Annotated in this window: 15 protein-coding genes, 6 tRNA genes and 1 other RNA gene; 12 read left to right on the forward strand and 10 right to left on the reverse strand. The window is 53.7% G+C overall.

The genetic code is table 11. The features are described from left to right. Positions 1-158: 158 nt before the first annotated feature. On the forward strand, positions 159-1,394 hold the full coding sequence (locus BFV64_RS16040; protein ID WP_014884720.1) for an ion channel protein: 1,236 nt from the start codon (positions 159-161) through the stop codon (positions 1,392-1,394). Here BFV64_RS16040 and ipdC read toward each other — a convergent pair whose 3' ends face one another. Beyond that, the gene (gene ipdC, locus BFV64_RS16045) at positions 1,395-3,053 is read right to left on the reverse strand and encodes an indolepyruvate decarboxylase (protein ID WP_069602276.1); all 1,659 of its coding nucleotides are present in this window, start codon (positions 3,051-3,053) and stop codon (positions 1,395-1,397) included. A 184-nt stretch (positions 3,054-3,237) separates the two neighbouring features. Between ipdC and mgrA the strand changes: the two genes are divergently transcribed. After that, complete coding sequence (gene mgrA / locus BFV64_RS16050; RefSeq protein WP_069602277.1) at positions 3,238-4,236, forward strand: L-glyceraldehyde 3-phosphate reductase; 999 nt, start codon at positions 3,238-3,240, stop codon at positions 4,234-4,236. A 127-nt stretch (positions 4,237-4,363) separates the two neighbouring features. Continuing rightward, positions 4,364-4,714 carry a DUF2502 domain-containing protein gene (locus BFV64_RS16055; RefSeq protein WP_014884723.1) on the forward strand — a complete coding sequence of 117 codons (351 nt, stop codon included), beginning with the start codon at positions 4,364-4,366 and terminating at the stop codon, positions 4,712-4,714. 32 nt (positions 4,715-4,746) lie between these two features. On the opposite strand, the gene BFV64_RS16060 is transcribed toward BFV64_RS16055, so the two are convergent. Beyond that, on the reverse strand, positions 4,747-5,985 hold the full coding sequence (locus tag BFV64_RS16060; RefSeq protein ID WP_059372473.1) for an Nramp family divalent metal transporter: 1,239 nt from the start codon (positions 5,983-5,985) through the stop codon (positions 4,747-4,749). Positions 5,986-6,331: 346 nt separating this feature from the next. Between BFV64_RS16060 and BFV64_RS16065 the strand changes: the two genes are divergently transcribed. Next, positions 6,332-7,519 carry a NupC/NupG family nucleoside CNT transporter gene (locus tag BFV64_RS16065; protein WP_014884725.1) on the forward strand — a complete coding sequence of 396 codons (1,188 nt, stop codon included), beginning with the start codon at positions 6,332-6,334 and terminating at the stop codon, positions 7,517-7,519. 44 nt (positions 7,520-7,563) lie between these two features. On the opposite strand, the gene BFV64_RS16070 is transcribed toward BFV64_RS16065, so the two are convergent. From BFV64_RS16070 to BFV64_RS16080, 3 genes are all read right to left on the reverse strand, one after another. Continuing rightward, a complete protein-coding gene (locus tag BFV64_RS16070; RefSeq protein WP_069602278.1) occupies positions 7,564-9,753 on the reverse strand; it encodes a sensor domain-containing phosphodiesterase in 2,190 nt (729 codons plus the stop codon). A gap of 215 nt (positions 9,754-9,968) precedes the next feature. Then, a tRNA-Ala gene (locus BFV64_RS16075) sits at positions 9,969-10,044 on the reverse strand. Positions 10,045-10,085: 41 nt separating this feature from the next. Further along, positions 10,086-10,161, reverse strand: a tRNA-Ala gene (locus BFV64_RS16080). Positions 10,162-10,378: 217 nt separating this feature from the next. Between BFV64_RS16080 and BFV64_RS16085 the strand changes: the two genes are divergently transcribed. Continuing rightward, positions 10,379-10,741, forward strand: coding sequence for a YfeC-like transcriptional regulator (locus tag BFV64_RS16085; RefSeq protein WP_014884727.1), 363 nt, complete (start codon positions 10,379-10,381; stop codon positions 10,739-10,741). A gap of 1 nt (position 10,742) precedes the next feature. Further along, the gene (locus tag BFV64_RS16090; protein WP_059372476.1) at positions 10,743-11,135 is read left to right on the forward strand and encodes a YfeC-like transcriptional regulator; all 393 of its coding nucleotides are present in this window, start codon (positions 10,743-10,745) and stop codon (positions 11,133-11,135) included. A 44-nt stretch (positions 11,136-11,179) separates the two neighbouring features. Here BFV64_RS16090 and gltX read toward each other — a convergent pair whose 3' ends face one another. Further along, entirely contained in the window at positions 11,180-12,595 is a 1,416-nt protein-coding gene (gene gltX, locus BFV64_RS16095; protein ID WP_023331032.1) for a glutamate--tRNA ligase, read from the reverse strand. 258 nt (positions 12,596-12,853) lie between these two features. Between gltX and BFV64_RS16100 the strand changes: the two genes are divergently transcribed. The 5 genes from BFV64_RS16100 (at position 12,854) to BFV64_RS16120 (ending at position 13,386) form a co-directional block, all read left to right on the forward strand. Then, positions 12,854-12,929 (forward strand) — tRNA-Val (locus tag BFV64_RS16100). Positions 12,930-12,970: 41 nt separating this feature from the next. After that, positions 12,971-13,046: transfer RNA gene (locus BFV64_RS16105), tRNA-Val, on the forward strand. A gap of 29 nt (positions 13,047-13,075) precedes the next feature. Then, positions 13,076-13,151: transfer RNA gene (locus BFV64_RS16110), tRNA-Val, on the forward strand. Positions 13,152-13,155: 4 nt separating this feature from the next. Beyond that, a tRNA-Lys gene (locus tag BFV64_RS16115) sits at positions 13,156-13,231 on the forward strand. 29 nt (positions 13,232-13,260) lie between these two features. Next, positions 13,261-13,386, forward strand: a non-coding RNA gene (locus BFV64_RS16120) — RtT sRNA. 55 nt (positions 13,387-13,441) lie between these two features. On the opposite strand, the gene BFV64_RS16125 is transcribed toward BFV64_RS16120, so the two are convergent. From BFV64_RS16125 to xapA, 3 genes are all read right to left on the reverse strand, one after another. Further along, on the reverse strand, positions 13,442-14,332 hold the full coding sequence (locus BFV64_RS16125; RefSeq protein ID WP_023338615.1) for a LysR family transcriptional regulator: 891 nt from the start codon (positions 14,330-14,332) through the stop codon (positions 13,442-13,444). Between the two features lie 67 nt (positions 14,333-14,399). Then, complete coding sequence (locus tag BFV64_RS16130) at positions 14,400-15,656, reverse strand: nucleoside permease (protein WP_023331034.1); 1,257 nt, start codon at positions 15,654-15,656, stop codon at positions 14,400-14,402. Between the two features lie 51 nt (positions 15,657-15,707). Continuing rightward, on the reverse strand, positions 15,708-16,532 hold the full coding sequence (xapA, locus tag BFV64_RS16135; protein ID WP_023338616.1) for a xanthosine phosphorylase: 825 nt from the start codon (positions 16,530-16,532) through the stop codon (positions 15,708-15,710). 207 nt (positions 16,533-16,739) lie between these two features. On the opposite strand from xapA, the gene BFV64_RS16140 reads away from it, so the two are divergent. Then, positions 16,740-17,081: a FlxA-like family protein gene (locus tag BFV64_RS16140; RefSeq protein ID WP_014884732.1), complete on the forward strand. Its 342-nt coding sequence runs from the start codon at positions 16,740-16,742 to the stop codon at positions 17,079-17,081. Here the strand turns inward: BFV64_RS16140 and BFV64_RS16145 are convergent. Next, positions 17,078-18,013 (reverse strand): LysR family transcriptional regulator, encoded by a 936-nt coding sequence (locus tag BFV64_RS16145; RefSeq protein WP_047027338.1) that lies wholly within the window; start codon positions 18,011-18,013, stop codon positions 17,078-17,080. The two genes, BFV64_RS16140 and BFV64_RS16145, sit on opposite strands and share 4 nt — an antisense overlap. Positions 18,014-18,040 lie beyond the last annotated feature (27 nt).

Below are 18,040 nucleotides of genomic sequence, written 5' to 3' on the forward strand. Positions count from 1 at the left end.
AATTCAAGGCGTGATAACAACAACGACTGGAAGGTGAATGCCCATGGATTATCGATCTTCGTCACAGAATAACTTTACCGTTTCAGCACCTTTTGCACTATTGCCATAAAGCTGATTGTGCAGAGTAACGTTATACCGTTTTGTACAAGGAAATCATCATGCTCCACCCGCGAGCCAGAACCATGCTGTTGCTGGCAATTCCGGCGCTCATCATTGGCGTGGCGTCAAGCCTGGTACTCATTGTCGTGATGAAAGTCGCGTCGGTGCTGCAAGCCCTGCTATGGACGGCGCTTCCGGCGAAACTGGGGATCACCGCTGATTCTTCAGCGTGGATCATTTTGATGCTGACGTTAACCGGTATTGCGGTAGGCCTGGTGATCCGATTCAGTCCCGGCCACGCCGGACCGGACCCGGCGCTGGAGCCGCTGATTGGCGCCCCGGTTCCGCCCTCTGCGCTGCCGGGGTTGATCATCGCGTTAATTGTGGGCCTGGCGGGCGGCGTCAGCCTCGGACCCGAGCATCCCATTATGGCGGTGAATATTGGTCTGGCGGTGTTCCTGGGCTCACGCATTTTACCGCGCGTGGGTGCGCTGGACTGGACGATCCTCGCCTCCGCAGGCACCATCGGGGCGCTTTTCGGCACGCCCGTCGCTGCCGCGCTGATTTTTTCACAGACGCTTACCAGCAACAATGATGTCCCGCTCTGGGACAAACTGTTTGCTCCCCTGATGGCCGCGGCGGCGGGCGCGCTAACAACCAGTCTGTTTTTCCATCCCCACTTTTCCCTCTCTCTGCCCCACTACGGAGAGATGCGAATAGCGGATATTTTCAGCGGTGCCATCGTCGTTGCAATTGCCATCGCGCTGGGGATGGTCGCGGTATGGTGTCTGCCGCGCCTGCACCGGCTGGTACATAAACTCAAGCATCCAGTGTTGATTCTGGGCACAGGGGGATTGATCCTCGGTATTTTAGGCACCATCGGCGGGACGGTGACGCTGTTTAAAGGCCTGGACGAGATGCAGCAGCTGGCATTCAGTCAGGTATTTAGCGTTTCCGACTATCTGCTGTTTGCCGTCATCAAACTGGCGGCGCTGGTCGTCGCGGCTGCGTGCGGTTTCCGCGGTGGACGCATTTTCCCGGCAGTCTTTGTCGGCGTGGCGCTGGGGCTGATGTTGCACGAACATGTGGATGCTGTTCCGGCGGCAATTACCGTCTCCTGCTCGATTCTGGGTCTGGTTCTGGTGGTGACGCGTGACGCATGGCTGAGCCTGTTTATGGCGGCGGTTGTGGTGCCGGATTCGACGCTGTTCCCGCTGCTCTGCATCGTGATGTTGCCCGCCTGGCTCCTGCTGGCGGGCAAACCGATGATGATGGCCTGGCGAAACGATAAGTAATCAGGCGCTGTTGCGCGCTTCCAGCGCTTTGGTGAGCGCGCTCAGCAGCGGCGGTATGTCGGATTTCGGCAGCATGACCTCGATCAGCGAAAGCCGCTCGTGGTGCGCCACTTTTTCCAGCACATCCACCAGCTCGCCCGCCTCACTCACCTGCCAGCACTCGGCCTGAGGCGCGAGACTCAGCGCCTGAGGAAGGTTCGTCCAGTTCCAGAGCGCAATATCGTTATACCGTTGCTCCGGCCCATGGATGGCCCTTTCGACCGTGTACCCTTCGTTGTTCAGCACCAGAATGATCGGACGTTGTTTATCACGCAACATCGACCCGAGCTCCTGAATAGTCAGCTGCGCCGCGCCATCCCCCGTCAGCACTATCACACGCCGGTTCGGGCAAGCCGTTTGTGCGCCAAACGCTGCGGCCAGCGTGTAGCCGATAGACCCCCACAGCGGCTGGACGATAAAGTTCACGTCAGCCGGAAGGCGGAGGTCAATGGCGCCGAAGGCCGACGTTCCCTGATCGGCAAGGATGATGTCTCCTGGGCGAATAAACGTTTGCAACGTTTTCCAGAAATTCTCCTGGGTCAGCGCGCCCTCCGGCTGAGGGAAGCTCATTGCACGATGGGAAGCTGGCGCAGGTTTATCATGCACATGCTGTTTGCACAGTTCCACCAGCGTTTCGATTGACTGAAGCATCGGGATGCCGGTAAACCAGACGTCACCGACGCGGGCAGCGTGAGGCTGAACTTCTATCGTTTGGGCCGGGGTTAGCTGATGGGTGAAACCGGCGGTGAGGGTATCGGTAAAACGGGTGCCGATGCACAGTACCGTATCCGCCCCTTCAATCGCCTCTTTTACCGGGCCGGCGCTTGCCGAGCCGCTGTATGTGCCGTAAAAACCGGCATGACGTTCGTCGAATACCCCTTTACCCATTAGCATCGTGGCGTGCGCCATCGGCACGTCCTTCACCCACTTCTGTAGCGCATGCTTGTGTCCATGGCGCAGAACAAGGAAATCAGCTAACAGCGCGGTGCGCTTGCTGGTTGCCAGTTTATTTTCCGCAGCATCCCGAAACGCTTTCAGGCAGGCACTGTCGGCATGGGCATGGTGAAGTATGAGAGCGTTTACAGGAGGCGTGGCGGCTTTTTTTGCCACGTCGGCAGGTAACATCAAATAGCCGGGACGACGCTCCCGGAGCATGGTGGTCAGAACCCGGTCGATTTCATAGCAGGCGTTTTGTTCGGTCAGGATCGCCTGAGCGACGGTAATCGGCTCGCTCATATGATAAAAATGGCGGAACTCCCCATCCCCCAGCGTATGGTGCAGCAGTTCCCCTCGTTGCTGTGACGCCGTCCCCGGCGCCCCGACAATATGCAATACCGGAACGTGCTCGGCATAGCTTCCCGCGATGCCATTCATGGCACTTAACTCGCCTACACCGAATGTTGTGAGCAGCGCGGCGAAGCCCTTACAGCGGGCATATCCGTCAGCGGCATACGATGCGTTTAATTCGTTGGCACAGCCCACCCAACAGATGTCGGGGCTGTCTATTACATGGTCGAGAAACTGCAGGTTATAGTCGCCCGGCACGCCAAACAGATGATCGGCTCCACAATCAGTAAGACGGTCCAGCAGGTAATCGGCGACGCAGTATGGGGTACGCATGAACAGGTATCCTTCTAATGTTGACCTCACTTTGAGTATTAGAGAAGCGTGATGGCTGTCCAGAATCAGCGGTAAGAAGGGTATGGAAAGAATGCTTTACAAAAAAGGCTGCGCTATGCTGCTTTTTTTCACGTTAATGTAAACGCATACACTGATTTTTCTCTTCTGCGCACGAGGTCATAAAATGGGTTATCAGCCGGATAAAAATCGTTACCAGACAATGCAGTATCGTCGCTGCGGTCAAAGCGGGCTCAGGTTGCCCGTCATATCGCTGGGTCTGTGGCATAACTTTGGGGACGCCACGCGTCTCGAAAACAGCCGTCAACTTTTACAGCGCGCCTTCGACCTGGGTATTACGCATTTCGACCTTGCCAATAACTATGGTCCTCCACCGGGGTCGGCCGAGCGTAATTTTGGGCGTATTTTGCAGGAGGATTTTCTGCCCTGGCGCGACGAGCTGATTATCTCGACGAAAGCGGGATATACCATGTGGGAGGGCCCCTACGGCGACTGGGGATCGCGCAAATATCTGCTGGCAAGCCTGGATCAAAGCCTGAAACGCATGGGGCTGGAGTATGTCGATATCTTCTATCATCACCGTCCTGACCCGGAAACCCCGCTGACTGAAACCATGAAAGCGCTTGACCATCTGGTGCGCCAGGGAAAAGCGCTGTATGTCGGGTTATCCAACTATCCTGCAGAGCTGGCGCGAAAAGCGATTGATATCCTTAATGACCTTGGCACGCCCTGCCTGATCCACCAGCCGAAATACTCCATGTTTGAACGAGGACCGGAAGGGGGTTTACTGGCCGTGCTGCAGGAAAAAGGCGTCGGCTGTATTCCCTTCTCGCCGCTGGCGGGAGGACAGCTCACCAACCGATATCTGAACGGTATTCCCGCAGACTCCCGTGCGGCAAGTGGCAGTCAGTTCCTCAACCCGGATCAGATCACCGAAGAGAAGCTGGAAAAAGTGCGTAAGCTCAATGCCCTGGCGGAAGGCCGCGGCCAGAAGCTATCGCAGATGGCGCTGGCCTGGGTGTTGCGCCATGACGACGTGACGTCGGTGCTGATTGGGGCAAGTCAAGCGGCTCAAATTGATGACGCCGTTGGCATGCTGGAAAACCGCCATTTTTCCGCGGAAGAGCTGAACCTTATTGAAGAAATACTGAGCAGCTCAAAATAAAACCACTTTTAGCAAAAAGTGCTCTGAACCTGGAATTCGGAGTTGAGGCGATGAAACGAGGCTTTACCAACTCGTAATATTGCGTTAACAGGCCCCACAAAGGCCCCGATCGTGAAGGAGAAAGAGTATGTTCAGGTCACTGATTCTTGCAGCGGTATTACTGGCTTCCGCCCCGCTCATCGCCACTGCTGGCGAAATCACCCTGTTGCCATCAGTAAAATTACAAATTGGCGATCGTGACGACTACGGCAGATACTGGGACGGTGGCTACTGGCGCGACCGTGACTACTGGAACCGTCATTATGAATGGCGCGGTGACCGCTGGCGCAGGCACGATAATGGCCTGCATCGCGGCTGGTACAAAAACAATGCCTATGAACGCGGCTACCGCGAAGGCTGGAACGATCGTGACGACCGCCGCGGTGGCTGGGGTCACGGCCCAAAAGGACACGGTGGTCACGGCCACGGTCGTCATTAATGTAAAAAGGAGCCTTTCGGCTCCTTTCTCTTTTATAACCCCAGCGCTGTGCCAATCAACAGCCATAAATTTAGCGCCACAACCACTACTACAATTGCCCATCCTGTCCGTTTCACCAGCGTCGAGTTAACCAGATCGCCCATCAGGGCTGGATTGCTGGTAAAAATCAGCAGAGGAACCAGCGCCAGTGCGATACCAAAACTCAGCAGCACCTGACTCATCACCAGAATTCGCGTGGGATCAAGCCCCATCAGAATCACAACAAACGACGGCAGCATGGTGACGGAACGACGAACCCACAGGGGAATATGGAAACGCACAAATCCCTGCATCACCACTTGCCCCGCCAGCGTGCCCACCACCGTGGAAGAGAGACCGGCAGCCACCAGGCTCAAACCAAAAATCGTGGCAGCAGCATGGCTCAGTAACGGCTCCAGCGTGAGATACGCCTGGTCGAGATCGGCAATACCGGTATGACCGTTAAAGTGAAAAGCGGCGGCTGCGGTGGCCATCATCGCCAGGTTCACAAAACCCGCGATGGTCATGGCAATCGCCACATCCCATTTGGTTGCCGAATAACGTTCTTTACGCGTCCCACCGTGAAGATGCTGGGTCAGCGAAGAGTGCAGATAAATGACGTGTGGCATAATGGTCGCCCCAAGCACCCCGGCAGCCAGGAAGACGGCTTCCGACGTTGGCAGGCTGGGGAGCACCATGCCTTTACCAAGCTGTACCAGGTTTGGCTGGGAGAATATCAGCTCGACAATATAGGCCGCCGCGACAAACAGCAGCAGCCCACCAATCACCTTTTCAAGCGGCTTTTGCCCCCGACGCTGTAACATCAGGATCAGGAAAGTGGCAATCCCGGTCAGGACCGCCCCTTGCAATAGCGATACGCCCAGAATCAGCTTAAAGCCGATCGCCGCACCGATAAATTCAGCGAGATCGGTTGCCATGGCGATGATTTCAGCCTGCACCCAGTAGAGCCAGACGGCCGGACGTGGGTAGTGGTCGCGGATTTGTTCTGCCAGGTTTTTGCCCGTAGCAATCCCCAGTTTTGCTGAGAGCATTTGAATCAGCATCGCCATCAGGTTCGCCCAGACGACCACCCACAGCAACTTATAGCCGAAGCTGGCCCCGGCCTGAATATTGGTCGCAAAATTACCCGGATCGATATAGCCAATGGCAGCAATGAACGCAGGTCCCATTAATGCGAACCGCAGCTTGCGCGCCGCTCTGCCACTGCTACCCTCTACGCGACTGTTAGTCATTATCTGCCTCTGGAAATATAGCCTTTGCTATGTTTAATGCTATCAAAATGATAATGATTATCAAGATCATTTAAGTGGTTAAACATGATTTCTCTGATAGCTAAGAACGATAGATGGGCAGGTGGTGCGACATCACAGAATGTGAAAATGCGCAGTCATTTGTGAAGCGTAGCACACAAACTTAACTTTTCACTCATTTACCTAACATAACGAAAATGTATTGTGGATCACTATTTTTGAGACTCGTCACAGGATGTAACTATAGTGTGTCCTTGATCTCGTTTTCTTTTCGCTTGTTGCATAGAATGTGCACGAAAATTAAACCTGCCTCATATTTGGAGCAAATATGGACCGCGTCCTTCATTTTGTCCTGGCACTTGTTGTCGTTACTGCACTCGCATTGCTGGTCAGCACAGACCGCAAAAAAATTCGTATTCGTTATGTTGTCCAGCTGCTGGTCATTGAAGTTTTACTTGCGTGGTTCTTCCTGAACTCCAACGTAGGTCTCGGCTTCGTAAAAGGCTTCTCCGAAATGTTCGAAAAACTGCTCGGATTCGCCAACGAAGGGACCAACTTTGTCTTCGGTAAAATGAACGACGAAGGTCTGGCATTCTTCTTCCTGAAGGTGCTGTGCCCAATCGTCTTCATCTCCGCGCTCATCGGTATTCTGCAGCACATCCGTGTTCTGCCGTTCGTGATTCGTGGAATTGGTTTCCTGTTATCCAAAGTCAACGGCATGGGCAAGCTGGAGTCTTTCAACGCCGTCAGTTCCCTGATCCTCGGTCAGTCTGAGAACTTCATCGCGTATAAAGATATTCTCGGCAAAATGTCGCGTAACCGCATGTACACCATGGCGGCAACCGCAATGTCTACCGTTTCCATGTCTATCGTGGGCGCGTATATGACCATGCTGGAGCCAAAATATGTTGTCGCTGCGCTGGTTCTGAACATGTTCAGCACCTTTATCGTGCTGTCGTTGATCAACCCATACCGCGTTGACGCCAGCGAAGAGAATATCCAGATGTCCAACCTGCACGAAGGTCAGAGCTTCTTCGAAATGCTGGGCGAGTACATTCTGGCCGGTTTCAAAGTGGCGGTTATCGTTGCCGCCATGCTGATCGGCTTCATTGCGCTGATCTCTGCGCTGAACGCCCTGTTCGCCGCGGTGCTGGGTATCTCCTTCCAGGGGATTCTGGGCTACATCTTCTATCCTGTTGCCTGGGTGATGGGTGTTCCGGCTCACGAAGCGCTGCAGGTGGGCAGTATCATGGCAACCAAACTGGTTTCTAACGAATTCGTTGCGATGATGGATCTGCAGAAAATTGCCAGCACGCTTTCTCCGCGCGCGGAAGGCATCCTGTCCGTGTTCCTGGTCTCCTTCGCGAACTTCTCGTCTATCGGTATTATCGCCGGGGCGATTAAAGGCCTGAACGAAGAACAGGGTAACGTGGTTTCACGCTTTGGCCTGAAACTGGTGTACGGCTCCACTCTGGTGAGCGTTCTGTCCGCGTCCATCGCAGCGCTGGTCCTGTAACGTTTACTGCAAAACAAAAAACCGGGAGCAAGCTCCCGGTTTTTTTATGCCCGAATTTCTTCCAGCGGTTTGGGTTTACCTATCAGGTAGCCCTGCAGGTAATCCACGCCGAAGCGAAGCAACATCTCCCGCTGTGCGGGTGTTTCGACATACTCCGCCACCACACATAGCGATTTCGTCTTCGCCAGATTACACATCGACTGGACGATCATCGCATCCATGTCATCAGTACAAATGTCTTTAACAAAGCAGCCGTCAATTTTAATGATATCCGCCTGCAGACGTCTGAGACGCTCGTAGTTGGCGTACCCCGTACCAAAATCATCAATAGCAATCCGGAATCCACAATCCCGCAGTTGCTGAATATTATTGATGCTGCAACCTGAATTGGAGAAAGCCTGCTCTTCGGTGATCTCAATGACCACGGTTTGAGGGGCAACGCCGTACCGTTCAAACAGCGCACAAATCTCGGTCGCTACCTCTTTTTGCATCAGCGTGAGCGGCATCAGATTGACGGAGAAACGGGCCCCAGGCTGCGTCGCAGGATGATCGCGCAGCCACAGCAGTAATTTTTCCATAACGCACATATCAAACCGGTGGCTAAGGTTGAACTGAGCAATCAGCGGAATAAAGCGATCAGGGGTGATGATTTCGCCCTCGCTCTCCATACGCGTCAGAATTTCGTAGTAACCGCTACCGTCTGCCTTCTGGATCGGTTGCGCGTATAAATGGAACTGACCCGCCTCCAGGGCATGCTTAATCCGCGCTAACATCAGGACGCGCTCTGTTGTTTGTCCTGATGCAGCCTCCAGGCTATTCGTCAGCGCAAGTACGTTCTGTCCTGCACAAGATTGCTCAGCCAGCCAGCTTAATTGCCCCAGCGTGTGATGCAATTTTTCACCGTTTTCGACCATCCCCCAGGAGGCTCCAAACTCAATATCCAGCCCGGTGTTGTTCCAGAAAATTTTCCGGCTGTTCAACCGATCAACCATATGCTGGAGACGCTCAGCAATTTCCGGCCCCAGCAAGACCACCACCAGCTCGCTTCCGGGCAACTGGAAGAGCATCTCGTCCTTTTGCAGAAGGGGCTGCAGCGACGAGGCGATCGTGCGTTTGCAGTGGACCCGCATCAGGATCCCGTAATGGCGGCTCAAAAATTCCAGGTTATCCATGCGCAGAATGCACACTTTGGCATCCTGGTGAATCTCAAGATACTCCTCCAGCGCACGGATATTGGGCAAACCGGTCAGCGGATCGGTCAGCGCTCTGCCCTGCCATCCCCGCTTCAGCCACTCGCTACGCTGGTAAATCCGCGACATGTAAAGCAAGCAGATGGCAAACGAGATCAGCACGGACAGGATAAAGGAGAGTGAATGGCCCGACTCCACACCATTCAGGAAGTTATAGTTGTAGGTCAACAGCAGAAGGGCTGAAGCAGCCCAAAGCAGAGAGATAAGTGCATAGGTCAGGCGACTTATCGCTAAGGTAAAGAGAATAAAAATCAGCGGCATTAAATAGCCCGCTATAACAGGGGATTCAAAAGGGCCACATAAAACAGCGAGAATGAAGCCTAGAAGCATGAGCCAGACAAATATAAACAATGAATTCTTATGGAAAAAAATGGGCTTCACGCTTTGTCGCCAGAAGGTAATGGCATAACGAGGATTAATTATCATTCTTAACGGGTAATAGAACATCATGGTAAAAATCAGCGCCGCGCCTATCAGACTTTGAATATCCACGACGTTATAAATTACCGTCCCTTCACCGAAGAAGGTGGAGATAGTTACCGGGAAATCAAACAAATAGCCCACTAAATACATCGACATTTTAATGCCGAGTGGCACAATAAAACCGAGCCAGAATATCCGTAATCCAATGTGCTTGTTAGGAATGCAGTAGCGCCAGCGCCTGCCCAGCATGAGGCGCAACAAGCCGCACGCCGCGAACAACGCAAAGGTCTGACAAAACAGCAATACTGAATATTGTAGCGGTGCTAAATTAATATAGAATAAATTAGTGACAGTAAAACCTAACAGAATGGGAAGAATTGCCCGACGACCAAATAACAGAATTACCGCCAGCATAACGCTCAGGGGTAACCACGCTAAATAAACGTCGTGACCATTCACAATCGCGCGCGGGGAGAGATAACGGGAGAAAGGAACCGCGATCAGGCATATCGCCAGGGCAATTATAAATATCTTTACATTATTGTACGTTTTTCTATTCATTAAGCTGATGCGATTATTATCCGTTCATATCATTGACCGGATGGATAATAGGTTTATTAATTGTGCGAATCAAGTTGAAGTCTATTTATGGACAGGTTTATTGATTTCGATTGAGGTCAGGTACAGGAATACCTTCTTTTTGATAACAAAATGCGGTGGTGAACGTTACAAACAGATAAAAAAAAACCTCGTCTTTTGACGAGGGTTTAAAATTTTGGTGGAGCTAAGCGGGATCGAACCGCTGACCTCTTGCATGCCATGCAAGCGCTCTCCCAGCTGAGCTATAGCCCCACATGTGACTTTACTGACCGCACTCTGTTGGGTTCAGAGTTTGGTGGAGCTAAGCGGGATCGAACCGCTGACCTCTTGCATGCCATGCAAGCGCTCTCCCAGCTGAGCTATAGCCCCATCGTAAAGCTGTCATGTTGACGGGCGGCATAATATGAATTCCGCCGCGGAGTGTCAACGGCAAATTCATTGACCGTGATTCAATCGCCGAAAATTCATGCAAATGAATCACTTTGCGAGCCTGCTCGCAGTCATGAGTTAAGCCTGTCACGTTTTCACGTTAAACGGTGCTATAAAATGAGCCGTTAATTAACCCCACGAATATTCAGGAAATTGTATGATCAAGGAACGAATGACGCCGGAAGAGTTAGCCCTGCTCACCGGCTATAGCCGACAGACCATCAATAAATGGGTACGCAAAGAGGGTTGGATAACGTCACCAAAACCAGGCGTCCAGGGGGGCAAAGCACGCCTGGTACATGTGAATGAAAAGGTGCGTGACTTTATCCGCAGCGCGCGACGGGCAACGGAGACATCCGCAATGCCTGACGGCATCAGCAATGAGCGTTCGCTTCATACCCTCCTCCTGACGCTGGCAAATGAAATGACGCCAGAAGAGCAGAAGCAGATGACATCACTGTTACTGCGGGAAGGGATTACCGGTTTGTTACAACGTCTAGGAATTCGCGACCAGAATTAATATGAAAAGATTACGTAGCAAAATGACCACGGAAGAGCTGGCGGAGAGTTTAGGCGTTGCCAGGCAAACGGTGAATCGCTGGATACGCCAGCAGGGATGGGAGACCGAAGGTCTCAATGGTGTGAAAGGCGGTCGGGCGAGGCTCATACACGTCGATGCGCGCGTGAAGGAACATATCATGCGCCTCCCGGCTATCCGAAACCGTCAGGCAGTGTACCACCTGGCAGAGACAACAGCGCCATACATTGTCCCCTCCTCTACTCTGCGACCGGATATCATTGCGACGCTGGAAAACCTGACGCCGTCTGAACAGGAACGTCTGGATGCATTCCTGAAGCGCGAAGGGTTACGCGGCTTTCTTACCCATCTGAATCTGGCTGAATATACGGCATAAAAAAACGGCAGGTCCCCCTGCCGTTCTGCCAGACTAAAATGTGATTACTGCTGGTTTTCACGTGCCGCAATAAAGTCCAGCGCTTTGTTAATACGCGCCACGCTGCGTGATTTACCAATTGCATGCACGGTCACATCCAGTGCCGGGGACTGGCCCGCACCGGTCACCGCAACACGCAGCGGCATACCGACTTTACCCATACCAACTTCCAGCTCGTCCGCCGTCGCCTGAATAGCGTGATGCACGTTCTCTGCGGTCCAGTCAGCGATCGCAGTCAGCTTGTCTCGCACCACTTCCAGCGGCTGACGCGCAACCGGGCGGAGGTGTTTCTTCGCCGCATCCGCGTCAAACTCATCAAACTCTTCATAGAAGTAGCGGCAGCTTTCAGCCATTTCTTTCAGCGTTTTGCAGCGCTCGCCGAGCAGTTTCACCAGGTCCGCCAGTTCAGGGCCTGTACGGGTATCAATATTTGCCTGCTCAATGTGCCACTGCAGGTAAGTCGCCACGTATTCCGGCGGCATGGTATTGATGTAATGATGGTTCAGCCACTGCAGCTTATCGGTATTAAATGCGCTCGCTGATTTGCTCACTGAGCTCAGAGAAAAGAGTTCGATCATCTCTTCGCGGCTGAAGATCTCCTGGTCGCCGTGGGCCCAGCCCAGACGCACCAGATAGTTCAGCAGCGCTTCCGGCAGATAACCGTCATCGCGATACTGCATAACGCTGACCGCGCCGTGACGTTTAGACAGTTTTTTCCCGTCGTCGCCGTTGATCATGGAAACGTGTGCATAGACAGGCACAGGGGCGTTCAGCGCTTTCAGAATGTTGATCTGGCGCGGCGTGTTGTTGATATGGTCTTCACCACGGACAACGTGGGTAATTTCCATATCCCAGTCGTCAACCACAACGCAGAAGTTATAGGTTGGGGAACCATCGGTGCGGCGGATGATCAGATCGTCCAGCTCCTGGTTGCTGAATTCGATCGGGCCACGGATCTGGTCGTCAAAGATCACCGAGCCATCCTGCGGGTTAGCAAAACGCACCACGCACGGTTCATCAGCAGCATGCTCGCTATGGTCATGGCGGCAGCGGCCGTCATAACGCGGCTTTTCACCGTTTGCCATCTGCTCTTCACGCAGCGCATCCAGACGCTCTTTGGAGCAGTAGCATTTATACGCCGTGCCCGCGACCAGCATCTCATCAATAACTGCGTTATAGCGGTCAAAACGTTTGGTCTGGAAATACGGGCCTTCATCCCACTCCAGGTTCAGCCAGTTCATCCCATCCATAATGGCTTCAATTGCTTCCGGCGTGGAGCGCTCAAGATCGGTGTCTTCAATACGCAGCACGAACTCACCTTTGTTGTGGCGTGCAAAAAGCCAGGAATAGAGAGCAGTACGAGCACCACCGACGTGCAGATAGCCTGTCGGGCTCGGCGCGAAGCGAGTTTTGATTTTCATGAAATGGCCTTACGTTATAAAGATGCCGGCAATCGGCAAATCCCGGGGAAAAAACAATGGGCAATATTCTATCACTGTGGGGGGATTCCTCAATGTTCATCCCTTTATCATGAGCGAGTTTGCTGTTTTTGTTTAGAAATCATGCGCCACCGCCCGTTTTGCGATCGTTTTGTTTAATTTTACGACGAACGAATAAAAACTTTAGAAAATGCGTTGACTCATTTTCAACTCTCCCTATAATGCGACTCCACACAGCGGGGGTGATTAGCTCAGTTGGTAGAGCATCTCCTTTACACGGAGGGGGTCGGCGGTTCGAGCCCGTCATCACCCACCATCTACTTCGGTAGACTCGCAGTGTAGATAAGTGTTGAGATTGGGCGATTAGCTCAGTTGGTAGAGCATCTCCTTTACACGGAGGGGGTCGGCGGTTCGAGCCCGTCATCGCCCACCATTCTCATCTTATCGCAGTAGTTCCGAAATGGGCGATTAGCTCAGTTGGTAGAGCATCTCCTTTACACGGAGGGGGTCGGCGGTTCGAGCCCGTCATCGCCCACCATTTCGGGTCGTTAGCTCAGTTGGTAGAGCAGTTGACTTTTAATCAATTGGTCGCAGGTTCGAATCCTGCACGACCCACCAATGTAAAAAAGCGCCCTAAAGGCGCTTTTTTGCTATCTGCGATATGGATGATTCGAACCTGCAGCAGGTTCGAGCCGAACGCAGTGAGGCACCGGAGTCGTTTACGGCGACGGCCCGAAGGGCGAGCGAAGCGAGTCATCCTGCACGACCCACCAATGCAAAAAAGCGCCCTAAAGGCGCTTTTTTGCTATCTGCGTATCTGCAGTTTGTCTACTTTCCTGCCGTCAACGTCTCAATCAACGTCTTCACCGCCGGCGTCACCTGTTTCTCGTTATACACGACATACAAATCTGCCGGAATACGCTCTTTTAGCGGGCGAAACACCACGCCCGGCCACTGCATTTGCGCGTAACTGTCGGCAGCGAGCGTAATCCCCATCCCCATGCTTATCATCGCCAGTACCGTTTGTGGCTCTACGGCTTCGCGTACAATCATCGGTGAAAAACCGGCCTGCTGGCAGACGCGATGTAAAAATGCCCAGTCAGAATGTGCTGACGGCATCGTGACGAAATACTCGTCCTGTAAATCAGCAAGCGCAACGGATGGTTCCCTGATCAGCCGGTGATCTTCCGGCATCGCCACAAGAAACGCCGCCTCGCGCAACCGCACGCTGGTAAACCCCGCGGTGGGCTCCGTTGCCATTCGCCAGATCCCAATATCCAGCTCCTGGCGCTCAAGCAGCGCCATCTGCATGACCGGCGACTTTTCGCGAAAAACGACATCAACATTCGGATGTTCTTTCAAAAAAGTGCGCATAACCGTGCGCACCTCACTCCACATGGCGGTACCGACAATACCCAGCTCAATACGCCCTGCCTCACCCCGGCCAATTTGTTCGACGCGCGCCAGAGCCTGATTTGCGCTGGCAAGCAGCCGACGAGACTCTTCCATCAGCACTTTACCCGCATGCGTCAACGCGACGCTTCGCGAGTGGCGAATAAACAGTAACGTGCCCAGCTGGCTTTCCAGCTCTTTAATGTGCAGGCTTAATGGCGGCTGGGACATATTGAGACGGGCCGCAGCCCGTCCAAAATGCAGTTCCTCCGCCACGGCCAGAAAATAGCGCAGCAGCTTGAGGTCGGTTCGATAGACGCGTTCCATCAAAACATATCCTGGCGATAACACTTAAGCGCCTACCTTAAAGCCTTTCACCGCAGAGAGGGGAAATTTAGTGCGCAACTGTGCGCATCTCGCTGTTTTTACTGGCGTGGTGGTAGTTAAAGCTGAAATAAAACACTACGGCCAGTACCAGGGCATAGGCTGCAAACACCAGCCAAATCGTCTGCCAGTCTTTCACCCCATCCACCGAGAAATAATCAACTGCCATACCGCTCAATACCGATCCGAAATAAGCCCCAATACCGTTAACCGTCGTCATAAACAGCCCCTGTGCGCTGGCGCGAATATCGGTGCTGACCTCCTGTTCGACAAACACTGAGCCGGAAATATTGAAGAAGTCGAATGCACAGCCATAGACAATCATGGAAAGCATGAGCAGCACAAAGCCCGTTGCGGAGGGGTCGCCAAAGGCAAACAGACCAAACCGGAGCATCCAGGCCACCATGCTCATCAGCATCACGGCTTTAATACCAAACCGTCCGAGGAAGTACGGAATGGTCAGAATGAAGAACACCTCTGACATTTGCGAAACGGAGAGCAAAATGGACGGGTACCTGACGATAAAGCTATCTGCATACGCCGGATTACGGGCAAAATCATGCAGGAAGGGGCTACCGAAGGTATTGGTGATCTGCAGCACAGCACCCAGCAGCATCGCGAACAAAAAGAACACCGCCATACGAGGCTGTTTAAAAAGAACAAAGGCATTAAGGCCCAGCTTGCTGGCCAGAGACTGGGACGTTTTCTGCTTCGCCACGGGAATGGCCGGCAACGTCAAAGAATAGAGCGCCAGCAGCAGAGACGCGCCAGCTGCAATATAAAGCTGCACGTTGCTTAGCTCCGCCCCCATCAGGCTTATGGCCCACATTGCCGCAATAAAGCCCACGGTGCCATACACCCGCACGCGCGGAAAATGGCTTACCGTCTCCAGACCCGCCTGCTCAAGACAGGAATAGGAGATCGTATTCGACAGCGCAATGGTGGGCATAAAGGCCATCGCATTGACCAGCATGACCCAGAACATCAGGCCGGGCTCATTCACCTGCGCGGCGTAACAGAGTGCGGCGGCACAGACGAGGTGGCAAATGACGTAGGCGCGGTCTGCCCGTAGCCATTTGTCGGCAATGATTCCCACCAGCGAAGGCATAACGATCGCGGCAAGGCCTTTGGAGCTGTAGACCATGCCCACGTCGGAGCCGGTAAAGTGTAGGGTGTTGATCATGTAAGCACCGAGGGTAACCAGCCAACTCCCCCAGATAAAATATTGCATAAAGGACATCATCTTTAAGCGAGTCGTGATGTTCATAGCCCATTCCTTATAGCAGTGTGGCCCTGACGGGCCACTTTATTGTTTTACTCAGGCAATATGGCGGAGAAAACCGCAGATAAGATTGATGAAGTTCTGGCGTGAGAGCTCAGCCGCCGCGAGCGTCTGCTCATGCGACAGCTTTACCTCGCCCAAACCTTCGGCGAGGTTGGTAATTGCAGAAACGGCTACAACCTTCAGGCCACAGTGGCGTGCGGAAATCACTTCCGGCACCACGGACATGCCGACCACATCGCCGCCGATAATTTGCATCATGCGGATCTCTGCCGCCGTCTCGAAGTTCGGGCCCGGATAAGAGACAAATACCCCTTCATGCAGCGGGAAACCCTCTTTCGCCGCCACGGTTTGCAGCATCGCACGGTAATCCGCGTCGTAAGCATTGGCCAGGGAGAAGAAACGGTCGCCAAAGCGCTCATCGTTCAGCCCCACCATCGGCGTGCCAGGCATGGTATTGATATGGTCGCTCAGGGCAACCAGGCTCCCCGGCAGAACTTCCGGGCGCAATGAGCCTGCCGCATTGGTGCTAAACAGCAACTCACATCCCAGCAGTTTGAACGTGCGGATCGCATCGGTCATGATGGTCATCCCGCGCCCCTCATAGAAGTGCCCTCGCCCTTTCATACAGGCAACAGGCACCCCGGCAAGATGCCCCAGCACCAGCTCGCCTGCGTGGCCGTGGACGGTGCTCACCGGGAAGCCCGGCAGTTTTTCATAGCTCAGGGAAACGGCATCATCAATCTGGTCGGCGAGCGCGCCAAGGCCAGATCCGAGAATAAACGCCACGCGAGGCGTGAAGTCAGGCTTAGCCGCACGGATAATATCGGCGCAATACCACGGGTTTTTTGAGAGGGTCATAGAGGCTCCTTGAGAATGAAGATCGCGATAGCATAGATCGCATGACCTTAGTCTTATATCCGGAGCCTGCGGGTGACCTCCAATACACTTTCCCGGCACCATCAATACTGTTTTTGTATCAATGTAATGTCCTGCCAGATATGGCAGTTTTGCTCAAGCTAATCCCGTCAGTGCCGATACCTCTGTTTTATAACGCGAGGAAAAAGTATGACGACTATCCAGGCTTCAGCCCCACCCATTCAAACCAGCGGCGGCGGGAGTGGGGCTTCTGGCGGGAACGATATTGCTGCGCAAATCAGCCGTATTCTCGACAAGATCCAACAGCTGACTCAGCAGTTAAAAGAGCTGGCGGACAGTTCCGGCAGTGCAGATGAAAAGAAAAAGCAGCAGGAGCTCATTCAGACCCAAATCACCGTGCTACAGGCGCAGCTCGCCGCGCTGCAGCACCAGCAGGCTGAAGAGGAGCAAAAGAAACAGGAGCAAGCGCCGGGTAAAGTGGAAGGGGTGAATAGCCCGACAGACGATCATCAGATCGATATCTATATTTAATCGTCGGATGCGTTAAACAGTGGGTCGCGTATGCGGGCCTCGGTTAATCGCTGTGCCTGGATACGCACCACTTCCCATATAGCCTGCGCCGCCCCCGAGAGGGAACGATTTTTGCGCCGTACTAACATCAGTTTTCGCTCGACAACAGGCGTTAAACGCTTCACGGCCAGTCGGCTCCCCTGCGGCAGGGGGAGCGCCAGAGCGGGCAACACGCTGATCCCAATTCCGGCTTCCACCATGGGAAACAGCGTGGCCGGATGCCCAATTTCCTGCACGATGGTGGCCTTTACGCCCTGATTAACCAGCGCGGAATCGATCAGCGGACGGCTGCCGGAAGCATAATCCTGCAAAACCAGGTTCGCGCCCTGCAGGAACTGCCAGTTGACCGCCGGCAACGTTGCCAGCGGATCGTCATCCCGGCAGAGCAGTAAAAAAGGCTCAGAAAGCACGCTTTCGCACGCCAGGTCGCTCACCTGGCCGGGGTCGATCACAATACCAAAATCCACATCTCCCTGACGGATGCTTTCCAGCACCCACTGCTGCGGCCGGTCGTGCAACACAAAATCAATGTCCGGATAGCGGTGGTTTCCCTCCGCGATACACTGCGGGATAAGGTGTGCCGATATTGTCTGGCTGGCTGCGACCCGCACGGTGCCCGAAAGCTGCTGCCCCAGCCTTCCCACGTCTCTGAGCGTGCTGTTCAGTTCATCCAGCAGACGTTCGAGGCGCTGGGCCAGCTGCTGCCCTGCTTCGGTCAGCACCACTTCGCGTGTGGTACGGTCAAGCAACCGCACGCCGGTCTGATTTTCCAGCTCTTTCACGCTGTGGCTGACGGCTGACTGGCTGAGGCCAATCATCTCTCCTGCCCGGCTGAAGCTACGGGCATGGGCGACGGTGACAAAAATACGAAGCTGGCGCAAGGAGTAATTCATCTGTTTAATTCATGAATGAATGCAATA

Origin of the sequence: Enterobacter kobei (assembly GCF_001729765.1) — a bacterium.
Taxonomy (GTDB): domain Bacteria; phylum Pseudomonadota; class Gammaproteobacteria; order Enterobacterales; family Enterobacteriaceae; genus Enterobacter; species Enterobacter kobei.